General features: G+C 64.7%; 11 protein-coding genes, 1 pseudogene and 1 riboswitch. Of the genes and pseudogenes, 7 read left to right on the top strand and 5 right to left on the bottom strand.

The annotated features are described in order from the left end of the window. Positions 1-258 precede the first annotated feature (258 nt). On the top strand, positions 259-1101 hold the full coding sequence (locus tag AC4GYS_RS03140; RefSeq protein WP_491107649.1) for a P63C domain-containing protein: 843 nt from the start codon (positions 259-261) through the stop codon (positions 1099-1101). Positions 1102-1104: 3 nt separating this feature from the next. Continuing rightward, positions 1105-2085: a 5'-nucleotidase gene (locus AC4GYS_RS03135; RefSeq protein WP_491107648.1), complete on the top strand. Its 981-nt coding sequence runs from the start codon at positions 1105-1107 to the stop codon at positions 2083-2085. On the opposite strand, the gene AC4GYS_RS03130 is transcribed toward AC4GYS_RS03135, so the two are convergent. The 4 genes and pseudogenes from AC4GYS_RS03130 to AC4GYS_RS03115 all read right to left on the bottom strand — a co-directional run bounded on the left by AC4GYS_RS03130 (position 2082) and on the right by AC4GYS_RS03115 (position 5576). Beyond that, the gene (locus tag AC4GYS_RS03130) at positions 2082-2270 is read right to left on the bottom strand and encodes a hypothetical protein (protein WP_491107647.1); all 189 of its coding nucleotides are present in this window, start codon (positions 2268-2270) and stop codon (positions 2082-2084) included. The two genes, AC4GYS_RS03135 and AC4GYS_RS03130, sit on opposite strands and share 4 nt — an antisense overlap. 122 nt (positions 2271-2392) lie before the next feature. Further along, positions 2393-3037 carry a hypothetical protein gene (locus tag AC4GYS_RS03125; protein WP_491107646.1) on the bottom strand — a complete coding sequence of 215 codons (645 nt, stop codon included), beginning with the start codon at positions 3035-3037 and terminating at the stop codon, positions 2393-2395. 142 nt (positions 3038-3179) lie between these two features. Beyond that, positions 3180-4908: pseudogene (gene thiC, locus AC4GYS_RS03120) on the bottom strand (phosphomethylpyrimidine synthase ThiC); the annotation flags it as partial. Positions 4909-4937: 29 nt separating this feature from the next. Further along, positions 4938-5063: riboswitch (TPP riboswitch) on the bottom strand. Between the two features lie 36 nt (positions 5064-5099). Further along, positions 5100-5576 (bottom strand): EF-hand domain-containing protein, encoded by a 477-nt coding sequence (locus tag AC4GYS_RS03115; RefSeq protein ID WP_491107645.1) that lies wholly within the window; start codon positions 5574-5576, stop codon positions 5100-5102. Positions 5577-5681: 105 nt separating this feature from the next. Between AC4GYS_RS03115 and cysD the strand changes: the two genes are divergently transcribed. Continuing rightward, entirely contained in the window at positions 5682-6575 is an 894-nt protein-coding gene (gene cysD / locus AC4GYS_RS03110) for a sulfate adenylyltransferase subunit CysD (RefSeq protein WP_491107644.1), read from the top strand. Between the two features lie 112 nt (positions 6576-6687). Further along, positions 6688-8526, top strand: a complete 1839-nt coding sequence (cysN, locus tag AC4GYS_RS03105; RefSeq protein WP_491107643.1) for a sulfate adenylyltransferase subunit CysN — start codon at positions 6688-6690, stop codon at positions 8524-8526. On the opposite strand, the gene AC4GYS_RS03100 is transcribed toward cysN, so the two are convergent. Next, positions 8523-9065 carry an EF-hand domain-containing protein gene (locus AC4GYS_RS03100; RefSeq protein WP_491107642.1) on the bottom strand — a complete coding sequence of 181 codons (543 nt, stop codon included), beginning with the start codon at positions 9063-9065 and terminating at the stop codon, positions 8523-8525. The genes cysN and AC4GYS_RS03100 overlap by 4 nt on opposite strands. Positions 9066-9330: 265 nt before the next feature. Between AC4GYS_RS03100 and AC4GYS_RS03095 the strand changes: the two genes are divergently transcribed. From AC4GYS_RS03095 to AC4GYS_RS03085, 3 genes are all read left to right on the top strand, one after another. After that, positions 9331-10881: a YadA family autotransporter adhesin gene (locus AC4GYS_RS03095; RefSeq protein ID WP_491107641.1), complete on the top strand. Its 1551-nt coding sequence runs from the start codon at positions 9331-9333 to the stop codon at positions 10879-10881. Between the two features lie 193 nt (positions 10882-11074). Next, positions 11075-12130 (top strand): retroviral-like aspartic protease family protein, encoded by a 1056-nt coding sequence (locus AC4GYS_RS03090; protein ID WP_491107640.1) that lies wholly within the window; start codon positions 11075-11077, stop codon positions 12128-12130. Between the two features lie 103 nt (positions 12131-12233). Further along, complete coding sequence (locus AC4GYS_RS03085) at positions 12234-13304, top strand: acyltransferase family protein (RefSeq protein WP_491107639.1); 1071 nt, start codon at positions 12234-12236, stop codon at positions 13302-13304.

Below are 13304 nucleotides of genomic sequence, written 5' to 3'. Positions count from 1 at the left end.
GCAGAAAGGCTTGGCAGCAAGCATAAGCACTCACTTACGGCGTTCAGTGAGGGCCCTATGAATTTGAATCCGCAGCGACTTGGTGGACAGGCTAGGGCTCAGGCTCTTAGTTCGGAGGAGCGCCGACGCATCGCTTCTGAGGGAGGACGTGCAAGGGCGCAAGCCTTAGCCACGTTGCCGCGTGTGGAGTTCTCGGGCGTACTTGCCTTAGGTGAGTCGTCTATACCATGCGCAGTGCTGAGCGATGGTCGGCGAGTCTTGTCCGAGACGGGCATTACCGAAGCAATCCTCGGCAGCCGGAGCGGAGCCTCAAAACGACTCAAGCAAGCGCAGAAAGGGACGGGGACCCACCTCCCAATTTTCATCGCGCCAGGGCAACTCGCACCATTTATCGACCAAGCGCTGTCGGACGGCCCTCTTCAACCGATTGCCTATCAGGACGGCCGTCGGACCGTTGTGGGCTTTGATCCGCGCGTATTACGTGCTGTTTGCGAGGTTTGGCTGAGAGCGCGAGAAGCCGGCGCTCTCCAGAAGCAGCAACTGGATAAAGCTCAACGGGCCGAAACACTGATGCGTGCGCTCGCCGATGTCGGCCTCATTGCACTGGTCGACGAGGCTACAGGCTATCAGCGCTTTCGAGCGCGAGACGAACTTCAGCAGATACTGGCCGCATATATTGCACCCGAGTTGCTGCCTTGGTCCAAACGTTTTCCGGACGCTTTTTATGAAGAGCTACATCGCGTGCGGGGCTGGAAATATGAACCCGGCAGTCACGCCCGTACCGCCTATATTGGCAAGCTAACGAACTCATTAATTTACGAACAACTACCGCCAGGCGTCCTAGAAGAGTTGAAAGCGAAGAACCCAGTGAACCCTGCGACAAAGCGCAGAAAGCACACCCACCATCAACTGCTGACGGTCGAAATCGGTCATTCTCATTTAGAGAAGCAGATAGTGTCGGTGACGACCCTCCTCCGCATCTCTGACAGTTGGAAGGAGTTCACGCGCTTGTTTGGAAGGGCTTTCCCGCCCGGCCCCGGTGACCTGTTTTCGCTTCCCGCGCCCGAGGAGCCCAACGACTCCTGCTCTGCGGGGAACTGACCGGTGGCATTCCCAATCGAGAAGAAGCTTGTGGTAGCTGTCACCTCGACGGCGTTGTTCGACTTTTCTAAAGAACACGCTATTTTCATCAACGAGGGACTCGAAGCCTTTCGGGCATACCAGAGCGAACACCGCCACGATGTGCCATCTCCTGGCTCGGCTTTTCCATTCATTAAACGACTACTGCACCTAAACGAGGTGTTTCCAGAGCAGTCTCCTGTCGAGGTTGTTATCTTATCTCGAAATGATCCGGAGGCGGGGCTGCGGATGATGGATGCAATGCCCCACTATAGGCTTAACATCACCCGCGCATCTTTCCTTTCTGGAAAAGCACCGTACCCGTTCATGGCTGCAGTCAATGCCTGCTTATACCTCAGCACTAATGAGCATGAGGTTAAGGAAGCGGTGGCCGCAGGTCATCCGGCGGGGTACGTTTTACCATGCGCGGCGAGCGACGATGACGGAGACACACAGCTCCGCATAGCATTCGATTTCGACGGGGTACTGGTGGACGATGAAGCCGAAGCAAAATACGCCGACGGTGGATTGCCGCTGTTTCATCATTACGAAGTTGAGAATAAGGATCGGCCGCTCCGTGACGGGCCGTTGATGCCATTGATGAAGCGGTTATCGGCGATACAGTCGCTCCAGGATGAACAATCAAACCGGGTCAACAACCCAGAGAAGGCGATCCGAATTTCGATTGTTACCGCCCGCAACGCTCCAGCCCACGAGCGCCTCATCAACACCATGAAGCATTTGGGACTTGAGGCGGATGAACTGTTTCTTACCGGTGGCATCGAGAAAAAGGGTTTTCTTGAGGTCATCAAGCCGCAAATCTTCTTCGATGATCAAATTGGCCACCTCAAGCCAGCGGCAGCGAATACCCCGTGTGTGCACATTCCGTTTGGCATACGAAATCAGGCGCCTCCTCAGGCAGCAACGGAAACGAAGAACCAAAAAGTTCGCAGTCGAACTCTTTAGCCTCCTGAGGGACCAGCCGGAAAAGGCTCCTCCCGACCCCGCTTCACCTTATGCTCGGCGATCGCCTGGTCGATGGCGGCGATGCGTTGGCGTTCGGGGGTGTCCTTGGGCAGGCCCTTGAGGCGGCAGGTGGCCCAGAGGGTCTTGCGCTCGGACTCGAGCTTCTTGAGGTAAAGGTCGGCCATCGGGGTCCTCGCTGCGCTGCTGCTCTTCCGTCGTTCGTGCCGGCTGGTGCTTCGCTCATCGCCAGCTCGGCCGGCGAGTGTCCTCTTTCCGGGGACCAAGCTTTATGGCCTCCCTCTCCGGGTCAGCGGAAGACGCAACTGACCCCCGCCCACATATGCGCGATCTTTGCGTTCCGGCCGGCCCCGTCAAGCAGGCCGTGAAGATCGCCGGCGCTGAACTCGGTGCCGAGCGTCGTTTCGCTGAAGGTGGCGGCAAGCGCCTCGGTCAACTGGGTGCGGGTGCTGCCCGGACCGATGCCGGCGGCGGTGGCGACGGCCGGGCCGGCCGGCGTCGCGGCGCGGCCGTCGAGGGCCCAGCCGGCGAACTTGCCGCCCTGATAATAGAGCTTCAGCCCATCGGGCCAGGCGGCATAAGCGAGCGGGCCGGCGCCGCATTCGCCCTGGGTGCCGGTGCCGGGCGAACCGCGAAAGGCGAGCACCGATTCTACCTGGGCGCGCGGGGTTCCGAAAGGCAACGGGCGGGCCGAGCCGGTCTTGCGATCGAACAGGCGCAATCCCTCGCCATCCACCGCCAGCGCCGGATCCTGCCTGGCGGCGGGCGCGGCGGAGGTGTCTGGCTGAACGGCGTTGGCCGGGGAGGGGGAAGGAGCCGGTGGGACCGCGGCGGGCTGCTGGGCGACGGGCGGGGCGGCGGCCGCGTTATCGGCGGGGTCCTGCCGGGTGCAGGCGCCCAGCAGCAGTGCGGCGAGTATGGCGCTGCGGCTCATTCGGCTGCCGGAAGATAGAGGTCCCCGCCTTCGCGGTAGCGGGCGGACATTTCGGCCATGCCGGCTTCGGGGTCATCGGGGGAGCGCCCTTCGACAGGCTCGGGACGAGGGGGCGTCGAATTGATCAGCCCTTCTTCCTGGAGCCGGGCAAAGTCGCGGACTTCTTGCGTGATCTTCATGCTGCAGAACTTCGGCCCGCACATGGAGCAGAAGTGGGCGGTCTTGGCGCCTTCCGCGGGGAGGGTCTGGTCGTGATATTGCTCGGCCGTGTCGGGGTCGAGCGACAAGTTGAACTGGTCGCGCCAGCGGAACTCGAAGCGGGCGCGGGAGAGGGCGTCGTCGCGCAGCTTAGCGGCCGGGTGGCCCTTGGCGAGGTCGGCGGCGTGGGCGGCGAGCTTGTAGGTGACGACGCCAACCTTGACGTCGTCGCGGTCGGGCAGGCCGAGATGCTCCTTGGGCGTGACGTAGCAGAGCATGGCGGTGCCGAACCAGCCGATCATCGCCGCGCCGATGCCGCTGGTGATGTGGTCGTAGCCGGGCGCGATGTCGGTGGTGAGCGGCCCGAGCGTATAGAAGGGCGCCTCGCCGCACACCTCGAGCTGCTTGGTCATGTTCTCGCGGATCTTGTGCATCGGCACGTGCCCGGGGCCTTCGATCATGACCTGGCAGTCATGCTCCCACGCCTTGTTGGTGAGCTCGCCAAGGGTGTAGAGCTCGGCGAACTGGGCTTCGTCATTGGCGTCGGCGATGCTGCCGGGGCGGAGGCCGTCGCCAAGGCTGAAGGCGATGTCATAGGCCTTCATGATCTCGCAGATCTCGTCGAAGCGTTCGTAAAGGAAGCTCTCGCGATGGTGGGCGAGGCACCATTTGGCCATGATCGAGCCGCCGCGGCTGACGATGCCGGTGACGCGCTTGGCGGTCAGGGGGACATAGGGCAGGCGGACGCCGGCGTGGATGGTGAAATAGTCGACGCCCTGCTCGGCCTGCTCGATCAGCGTGTCGCGGTAGATCTCCCAGGTCAGGTCCTCGGCGATGCCGCCGACTTTCTCCAGCGCCTGGTAGATGGGGACGGTGCCGATGGGGACGGGTGAGTTGCGGATGATCCATTCGCGCGTGTCGTGAATGTTGCGGCCGGTGGAGAGGTCCATGACCGTGTCCGCGCCCCAGCGGGTCGCCCAGACCATCTTGTCGACCTCGGCCGCGACTTCGCTGGCGACGGCGGAATTGCCGATGTTGGCGTTGATCTTGACCAGGAAATTGCGGCCGATCGCCATCGGCTCGGATTCGGGGTGGTTGATGTTGTTGGGGATAATCGCGCGGCCGCGGGCGATCTCGTCGCGGACGAATTCGGGGGTGACGTGGTCGGGAATGGCGGCGCCGAAGCTTTCGCCGTCGCGCTGTGTGGCGAGAGCGGCTTCGCGGCCGAGGTTCTCGCGGACGGCGACATATTCCATTTCCGGAGTGATGATGCCCCGGCGGGCGTAATGCATCTGGGTGACGTTGTGGCCCGGTTTTGCCCGCAACACCGTCTTGCGGACGTTGGGGAAGGGCTGGACGCCGCCGGAGCGGTCGGGGCCGAGCTGGCCGTTGTCTTCGGGTCGGACCTCGCGCTGGTCGACTTCCTCAACGTCGCCGCGGGCGCGGATCCACTCGCGGCGAAGTTCGGGCAGGCCGGCCATGATGTCGATGCGGGCATTGGGGTCGGTGTAGGGGCCGGACGGATCGTAGACGGTGACGGGCGGCTCGCCGCTGGAAGGCTCCAGCACCACTTCGCGCATCGCGACCCGCAAGGGGCCGACGTGAATCTTGCGCGACCCGCGGATGGGGCCGGTGGTGACTTTCAGTTCGGTGCGTGCGGGTACGTCGGCCATATGTCGTCCTCTCCAATGGAGGGACGACGGGTGAAGCGCCGCTCCCTCCCTACGCCGGGAGCCATCTGCCTATGGCATTTGGGCCGGATCAGGTTCAGCGGGTCGGGCGGAGTTGCACCGCCCCTCTCAGCCATACGGCTCCCCGGGGATTGGACGCTATTAGGCGCAAGCCGAGGGCCGCGCCAGAGGCGTTAGCGGCTGGGCGCGGCGGTGCGCAGCTCGGCCTGGGTAATGACGCCGTCCTTGTTGCTGTCGAGGCGGGCGAAGCGCGCTTCCATGCCGGTCCTGAACTCGGCGCTGGTGACCTTGCCGTCCTTGTTGCCGTCCATCGCCAGCACGGGGGCCGGGCCGGGTTCACGGCTGGGCTTGAGGCCGCGGACCAGCTCGGCCCGGCTGAGCGAACCGTTCTTGTCCGCGTCGAGCTCGGCCATCATCTCGTCGGCCCGGCGGTCAACCGCTGCGGCGAGCGCCTTGGCCCGGGCGGCGTCGATCTCGGCCGCGGCGAGCGTGCCGTCCTTGTTGGTGTCGATCGTGCCGAATTCGCTTTGCACGTTGGCGAGATACTGGGTCTTGCTGAGCGACTGCGGCGCGGCCGGCTGGGCCTGCGCGTGAAGCACGGCCGGGGCGCCGAGCAGCGCGGCGGCGAGAAGGGGGGCAGCGATACGCATGATGCGGTGATCTCCGTTGAATTTCCGCTCGCTGTGTAGAAGGTCGCGCCATACAGCAATATGAACGCTTCCAAACGTGGCGCTAACCGGCCAAATGGCACGCCCATGGCGCTGACCCACCTCGATCGGCTGGAAGCCGAAAGCATCCACATCATGCGCGAGGTCGCGGCCAGCGCGCAGCGGCCGGTGATGCTGTATTCGATCGGGAAGGATTCGGCGGCGATGCTGCACCTTGCCCGCAAGGCGTTCGCGCCGGGGCCGTTGCCGTTTCCGCTGCTGCATGTCGATACGACCTGGAAATTCCGCGACATGTATGCGCTGCGCGACCGGGTCGCGGCGGAGCACCGGCTGATCGTGCATCGCAATCCTGAAGCCGAACACCGAGGCATCAACCCGTTCGATCATGGTCCGTTGCACACCGACATGTGGAAGACCGAAGGATTGAAGCAGGCGCTTGTCGCGGGCGGGTTCGACGCCGCATTCGGCGGGGCGCGGCGGGACGAGGAGAAAAGCCGGGCCAAGGAGCGGATCGTGTCTTTCCGCTCGGCCAGCCATCGCTGGGACCCGAAAAGCCAGCGGCCGGAGCTTTGGAACCTTTACAATCTTCGGCTGGGCAAGGGGGAAAGCGTTCGCGTCTTTCCCTTGTCCAATTGGACCGAGATGGACGTATGGGAATATGTCCGTCGGGAGGGCATCGAGGTCGTGCCGCTTTACTTCGCGGCGGAGCGCCCGACGGTGGAACGCGACGGCGCACTGCTGATGGTGGATGACGAGCGCTTCCGGCTGGAGCCGGGCGAGCAGCCGGTGATGCGCAAGGTGCGGTTCCGGACGCTGGGCTGTTACCCCTTAAGCGGCGGGATCGAGAGCGAGGCGGAAACGCTGGACGACATCATCGCCGAGATGCGCGCCAGCTCCACCTCCGAGCGGCAGGGCCGGATGATCGATCGCGACGCGGGTGATGCCAGCATGGAAAAGAAGAAGCGGGAGGGCTATTTCTGATGGCTAACGTCATTCCCGCAGAGATGGACATCCCGCTTCCGGAAGACTGGTGCCGGTTGGCGTTTCGGGAGATGGATCCCCGCCTTCGCGGGGATGACGGGCGTATTCGCTGATGGATCTCTTGCGCTTCATCACCTGCGGCAGCGTGGACGATGGCAAGTCGACCCTGATCGGGCGGTTGCTGTATGACAGCAAGCTGATCCTGGACGATCAGCTGGTCGCGCTGGAGGCGGACAGCCGGCGCGTCGGCACGCAGGGACAGGACATCGATTTCGCGCTGCTGGTCGACGGGCTGTCGGCCGAGCGCGAGCAGGGCATCACCATTGACGTCGCCTACCGTTTCTTCGCGAGCGCAAAACGAAAGTTCATCGTCGCCGACACGCCGGGGCATGAGCAATACACCCGCAACATGGTGACCGGCGCGTCGACCGCGGATGCGGCGGTGATCCTGGTCGATGCGCGCAAAGGGGTGCTGACGCAGACCCGGCGGCACAGCTTTCTCGCGAAACTGGTCGGCGTGCGCCACTATATCCTGGCGGTGAACAAGATGGACCTGGTCGATCATGACCAGGCCGCCTTCGACACCATCGTGGCCGATTATCGCGAATTCGCCGCGGCCGCGGGCGTTCCCACCTTTGCCGCCATTCCGCTGTCCGGCCTCAAAGGCGACAATGTCATGGTGCGCTCACCAGCCATGCCGTGGTACGATGGGCCAAGCCTGCTGGAGCTGCTGGAGAGCCTGCCGGTCGATGAAGCGGCGGGCGCGGAGGCGGCGTTCCGCCTGCCGGTGCAATGGGTCAGCCGGCCAAGCCACGATTTTCGCGGGTTCGCCGGACTGGTCGCGTCCGGCCGGATCAGGCCTGGCGATCCGGTCCGCATCCTGCCCGCCGGGACCAGCAGCCGGATCGAGCGGATCGTGACCTTCGACGGCGACCTCAACCAGGCGGAAGCGGGACAATCGATCACGCTGACGCTGGCCGACGAGGTCGATTGTTCGCGCGGAAGCGTGATCGCAGCGGCCGAGCGTCCGCCGCAGGTCGCCGACCAGTTCGAGGCGGATCTCGTGTGGTTGTCGGAGGAACCGCTGCTGCCGGGGCGCGGCTATTGGCTGCAGCTGGCGACGCAGAGCGTCACCGCGACGGTGCAGGCGCCCAAATATGAAGTGAACGTCAACACGCAGGAACATCTGGCGGCCAAGACGCTGGAGCTGAACGGCATCGGCGTGGTGGAGCTGGCGACGGACGCGCCGATCGTGTTCGAGCCTTATGCCGACAATCGCGCGCTGGGCGGCTTCATCCTGATCGACAAGCTGACCAACGCGACCGTGGCGGCGGGAATGATCCATTTCGCGCTGCGGCGGGCGAGCAACATCCATTGGCAGGCGCTGGAGATCAGCCGGGAAGCGCACGCCCGGCAGAAGGGGCAGAAGCCGTGCGTCGTATGGCTGACGGGCCTGAGCGGCGCGGGCAAGTCGACCGTTGCCAATCTGGTCGAAAAGAAGCTGCACGCGCTGGGGCGGCACAGTTTCCTGCTGGATGGCGACAATCTGCGCCACGGCCTCAACCGCGACCTCGGCTTCACCGACGCCGACCGGATCGAGAATATCCGGCGGGTCGGCGAAGTGGCGAAGCTGATGGCCGATGCGGGCCTGATCGTGATCACCGCCTTCATTTCCCCGTTCCGGGCGGAGCGCGAGATGGTCCGGCACATGCTGCCGGACGGCGAATTCGTCGAAGTGTTCGTCGACGCGCCGCTGGCCGAAGCGGAAAAGCGCGATCCCAAGGGTCTTTATGCCAAGGCACGGGCCGGGGAGCTCAAGAACTTCACCGGCATCGACAGCCCCTATGAACCGCCGGCCGCGCCAGATCTGCGAATCGACACAACCGAAGTGAGCGCGGAGCAGGCGGCCGAGCGGATCGTGAGCCTGCTGGAGCGGATGGGGCGGATTTAGCGGGTCAGGCCGCCGGCCTTCATTTCCGCCGGTGAGACATAGCCGTCCTTGTCGGCGTCGAGCCGATCGAAATTGACCAACGTCGCTGCGCGATGTTCGACCAGGCTGACCTTGCCATCGCGATTGGCGTCCATCCGAATGAGGGTCGCGGGCAGCGCGCCAGTTGGTGGCGGGGGCGGCGACATGGCGGCGAACTCGCCGGGGCTGATCGCGCCGTTGCGATCGACGTCCAAACGAAGAAACAGCGCGCGGTTGCGGGCCTGCGCCTCGGCAGCGATCCGTGCCCGCTCCGACTGCTCAAGCTCCTTGCGGCTGAGAACCCCGTCACGATCGGCGTCGCCAAGCCGGAATTGCGCGTCCATGTCCTGCAGGAATCGGGCACGCGCCAGCGGCTGTTGCCTAGCAGGTGCTTGCGTGGCTGGCTGTACCGCCTTGCCCGATAGCGCAGGCTTGCCCGGTGCAGCCGGCCGGGTCTGAGACAGGGCTGGCGAGGCGCCAAGAACAACAAACGCCAAACCGAAACGCAACGCGACAGACATGAAAACTCCTGCAGGCAGAACGGAACCCCAAAAAAAAGGGTTGCAAGTTCAAGGTCAAGTAAAACCGAAACCAATCGTCAAGAATGGTTTGGAATTAGAACATCCGGACCACCTTAATACCGGCTGGTACTTCGCTTGCGCATATGTCCACAATGGATCGAATATATCTATGTTGACAGTCGCAGCGTTCTTACACTCTTTTATCTTCAGCTCGAAGTAAGAGCAGCGGGCCCGCTTGGACCCGCCAGTAACGAGAGGGGTATTCATGAATTCGGTAAAGTTTCTCGGCTCGAGCGCGATCGCGCTCGGCATCGCTATGGCTGCGGCCGCACCTGCCCAGGCGCAGGAAGTCTGCCTGACCAGCAACGACGGCGGCGTAACGTCCGCTCCGTCGGGTACCGCTACCGGTACGGATTCGCTCGCCTGCGGTGAGGGTTCGACCACCGGCACCAACGTCAACTCGGTGGCGCTCGGCGCCGGTTCGGCGACGACTGCTGACAATCAGGTCAATGTCGGCAACCGCACGGTCGGTGGCGTCGCCAACGGCAGCATTGCCGATGGTTCGACCGATGCCGTCACCGGCGACCAGCTGTTCGATACCAATTCGCGCGTCACGGCGGTGGAAGACGTCAACGCCACCCAGAACCTGGCCATCGCCAACAACACCAACGACATCGCAGCGCTGGAGACGGATGTCAGCGATCTCGACACCAGGGTCAGCGCCGCCGAGGCTGATATCACGGATCTCGACACGCGCGTCACGGCCAACGAAGCCGACATTACGGCTCTCGATACGCGCGTCACCGCTAACGAGGCGGATATCACGGATCTCGACACCAGGGTCACCGCCGCCGAGGCCGACATCACGGCCCTCGACACGCGTGTCACGACCAACGAGACCGACATCGCCGATCTGCGGACGGACGTCGACGCCAACACGGCCGACATCGCCGATCTGGATACCCGGGTCGACGGCGTCGAGACGGACGTGGCCGCGATCCAGGCCAGCGATACGACGCAGAACGCCGCCATCGCCGATCTGGACGATCGCGTGACGACCAACGAAACCGCCATCGCCGCCAACAGCACGGCCATTGCCGATCTCGACACGCGGGTGACCACGAACGAGAGCGACATCGCCGATCTGCAGATCAGCGATGCCGCGCAGAGCGCCGCCATTGCCGCCATCAATGCCAACAGCGACAACAGCGCATTCATCGCCTTCAACAGCGGTGTCGGCACGCCGGCCTCGGCCACGGGCGCCAATGCGATCGCGCTCGGCAGCGGCGCCTCGGCCGCCGGCGCCAACTCGGTCGCGCTGGGCACCAATGCATCCACCGGCACCTTCACCAATTCGGTGGCGCTCGGAGCAGGAAGCGTCGCGACCGCGAACAACCAGGTCAACGTCGGCGGCCGCACCATCTCCGGCGTCACTGCCGGTGCGCTGTCCGCGACCTCCACGGACGCGGTCAACGGGTCGCAGTTGTTCGCCACCAACAATCGCGTGTCGGCCCTTGAAGCGCTGGCGCTCGATTTCGCGGGCGACGTCGATCGGCTGGACAGCCGCGTCGATCAGGCCAACGACCGCGCCGCTTCCGGCACGGCCGTCGCCATCGCTCTGGGCGGTGTCAGCATGATCCCGGGCAAGAGCTTCAGCCTGAGCGGCAGCGTCGGCACCTATCGCGGTGCGCAGGCTGCGGCGCTGAATCTCGGCGCGATGATCAGCGAGAGCGCCTCGGTGAACGCCGGCATCGCGACCGGTTTCAACAAGGGCGGCAAGGTCGGCGCGCGCGTCGGCTTCAGCGTCGGCTTCTAAGCCGGACCGGCCTGGCCGGGCTTGCGCCCGGTCCGACCGTTACTGACGGACGGGCGGCTTTCCCCGGCGGGGAGGGCCGCCCGTTCTGTTGCTGGCAGCGCCGCAGCGTAGCGCGTGGGCAAGCGGATCGAAGCGGATGGCGCGGCCGATCCGGGCGGAGTAAGCTTGGCCGATCATTCGGAGCATCGAACCGATGGCGTTCCGCCTCGTCCTGCTGACTGCGCTGGTGCTGGCACCTGCGGCCCTTCGGGCCGACAGCTCCGCACAGCCGGCCATCGCGCGACCACAGCCGGTACCGACGCCGCAGCTTCGACCGCCCTCGCCGGCGACGATCGACGATGCATTGGCGATCGGCGGGGAGGACATCGCGGCGCGGAAGGCGAGTAGCCGGATGACAGTGGATGTTCACCTGAACGGCGCGGGCCCCTTCCGCTTCCTGGTCGATAGCGGGGCCGACACGTCCGTGGTCGGGCGCAAACTGGCCGAGCAGCTGGCGCTTCCGCTGACGACCCCGGTGACGGTGCACGGCATGACGGGCAGTGCCCTGGTGGACCGGGTCAAGGTCGACGAACTGCGCATGGGGCCGATCAGCACGCGCGACCTGCAGCTGCCGGCCTTGAGCGAAACCGATCTGGGCGGGACCGGCCTGATCGGCATCGATGCACTGGCGCAGCAGCGGCTGATGATGGACTTCGAGGCGCGGATCATCAGGGCCGAGGACGCGCGCGAGAAAGCCCGGTTCGTGAATGGGGAGATCGTCGTCGTGGCGCGGCGTCGGCGCGGTCAGCTGATCCTGACCCAGGTGCGCGCAGCGGGCCTGCCCGTGCAGGCGGTGGTGGACACGGGATCGGAGATCACCATTGGCAATCACGCGCTGCGCGACCGCCTGATCCGCGGCAATCGCGACAAGTTCGTGCCGGTCAATGCGATCGGCGTAACGGGGGAAAGCCGCGAGCTCCAGGTCGCCCGGATCGGCGAGCTGCGGCTGGGGTCGGTTACGCTTCGCAACGTTCCGATCGCCTTTGCCGACCTGCCGCCGTTCACCCTGTTCGGCCTGAATGAGGAACCGGCGCTGCTATTGGGCACCGACCTGCTGCAGACGTTTCGCCGGGTGTCGCTGGATTTCCGTGCGCGCAAGGTGCGCTTCCAGTTGCGGCGGTGCGGGCCAAGCGGGGTGGTGGTCAGCACGTCGCCGGAGTTCCGGCTGACACGGCTGTCGACCGACAACGAGGCGGTCTGCCGGCGCTAGGGCGGGACCTCTTGCCACTTGCCAAACCGAACCCATGCGGGACCGGGGCCGCGGCTTGCTTGCGATTGAATACCAGTTAAGTGTCTTGCGCTGAACAGATGGGGTGCCATTCCAAGTGCAGAGCAAGCATTATCTGACGCTTGACGCGATGCGTGGCGTGGCCGCGATTGTGGTCGTCATCTATCATCTTCGGCGGACCGTACCGGGACTGGAATTTCATGGCGGACTGGCCGTGGACTTCTTCTTCATCCTGAGCGGTTTCGTGATCGCGCACGCTTACGATGACCGGCTCCGCGCCGGGATGACCAAAGTCTCGTTCTTCGAGCGGCGAATGATCCGGTTGTACCCGATGTATCTGCTCGGCGCGCTGTTCGCGGCCGCCGCGGCATTGAGCGGGCTGGAGGGGCCGCCCGGTGCGGCGCTGCCGCCCGGGGAACTGGCCGCTGCGATCACCCTGTCACTGCTATTCCTGCCCAACCCGTTTTCTTCTTCGATGTATCTGAACGGACCCGCCTGGTCGCTGTGGTACGAACTTCTGGCCAATCTGGGCTATGGCTTCTTCCACTGGCTGACCCGGTTATGGGTCCTGGCCGCTGCCGCCGCGCTGTGCTTCGCTTTTCTGGCCTGGAGCGCGCTTGCGAAGGATGAGTTCGATCTCGGCTTCAAGTTGCGAGACTGGCCCTGGGGTTGTGCGCGCGTCGGTTTCGGATTTCTGACCGGCGTGATCATCTATCGCTGCCGCCAGCTTTTCGAGCGGGTTCCGCGCCTGCCGCCAACGCTGCTGCTGCTGCTGGTGGCCGCCTGTCTGAGCATGCCCAATGTTGAAGGACTTTCGGGTCCCTACGCGCTGCTGTTCGTCGCGGTGCTTGCGCCGGCGCTGGTGATCGCCGGAACGCGCTCGGAGCCCAGCGCCAGGGAGGCCGGCGCGTATGTGTGGCTGGGTCGAATCTCCTACCCGCTCTATGCCATCCACCGGCCGCTACAGTGGATGCTGTTCGCGGCGGTGCCGACGGCGGGGATTTATCAGTCCGTCGGGCTGGCCGCGGCATTCCTGGTTGCAGTGCTGATCCTCTCGGCCACCCTGGAGCAGTGGTACGAGCGGCCGGCGCGGGCCTGGCTGACCCGGTGGAGCAAACGGCGGCTGTCGACGTCCGAGCTTGCGGCCGCGCCCTGA

The organism is Sphingomonas sp. SP1, from assembly GCF_058313395.1.
The sequence above is the reverse complement of the archived record's forward strand: the minus strand, read 5'-3'. Positions and strand labels throughout refer to the sequence as shown.

Excerpts from the sequence above, each read along its gene's own strand:
- AC4GYS_RS03090 (WP_491107640.1), top strand. The coding sequence starts at position 11,075 with ATGGCGTTCCGCCTCGTCCTGCTGACTGCGCTGGTGCTGGCACCTGCG.
- cysD (WP_491107644.1), top strand. The coding sequence starts at position 5,682 with ATGGCGCTGACCCACCTCGATCGGCTGGAAGCCGAAAGCATCCACATC.
- AC4GYS_RS03100 (WP_491107642.1), bottom strand. The coding sequence starts at position 9,065 with ATGTCTGTCGCGTTGCGTTTCGGTTTGGCGTTTGTTGTTCTTGGCGCC.
- AC4GYS_RS03125 (WP_491107646.1), bottom strand. The coding sequence starts at position 3,037 with ATGAGCCGCAGCGCCATACTCGCCGCACTGCTGCTGGGCGCCTGCACC.
- cysN (WP_491107643.1), top strand. The coding sequence starts at position 6,688 with ATGGATCTCTTGCGCTTCATCACCTGCGGCAGCGTGGACGATGGCAAG.
- AC4GYS_RS03130 (WP_491107647.1), bottom strand. The coding sequence starts at position 2,270 with ATGGCCGACCTTTACCTCAAGAAGCTCGAGTCCGAGCGCAAGACCCTC.
- AC4GYS_RS03115 (WP_491107645.1), bottom strand. The coding sequence starts at position 5,576 with ATGCGTATCGCTGCCCCCCTTCTCGCCGCCGCGCTGCTCGGCGCCCCG.
- AC4GYS_RS03095 (WP_491107641.1), top strand. The coding sequence starts at position 9,331 with ATGAATTCGGTAAAGTTTCTCGGCTCGAGCGCGATCGCGCTCGGCATC.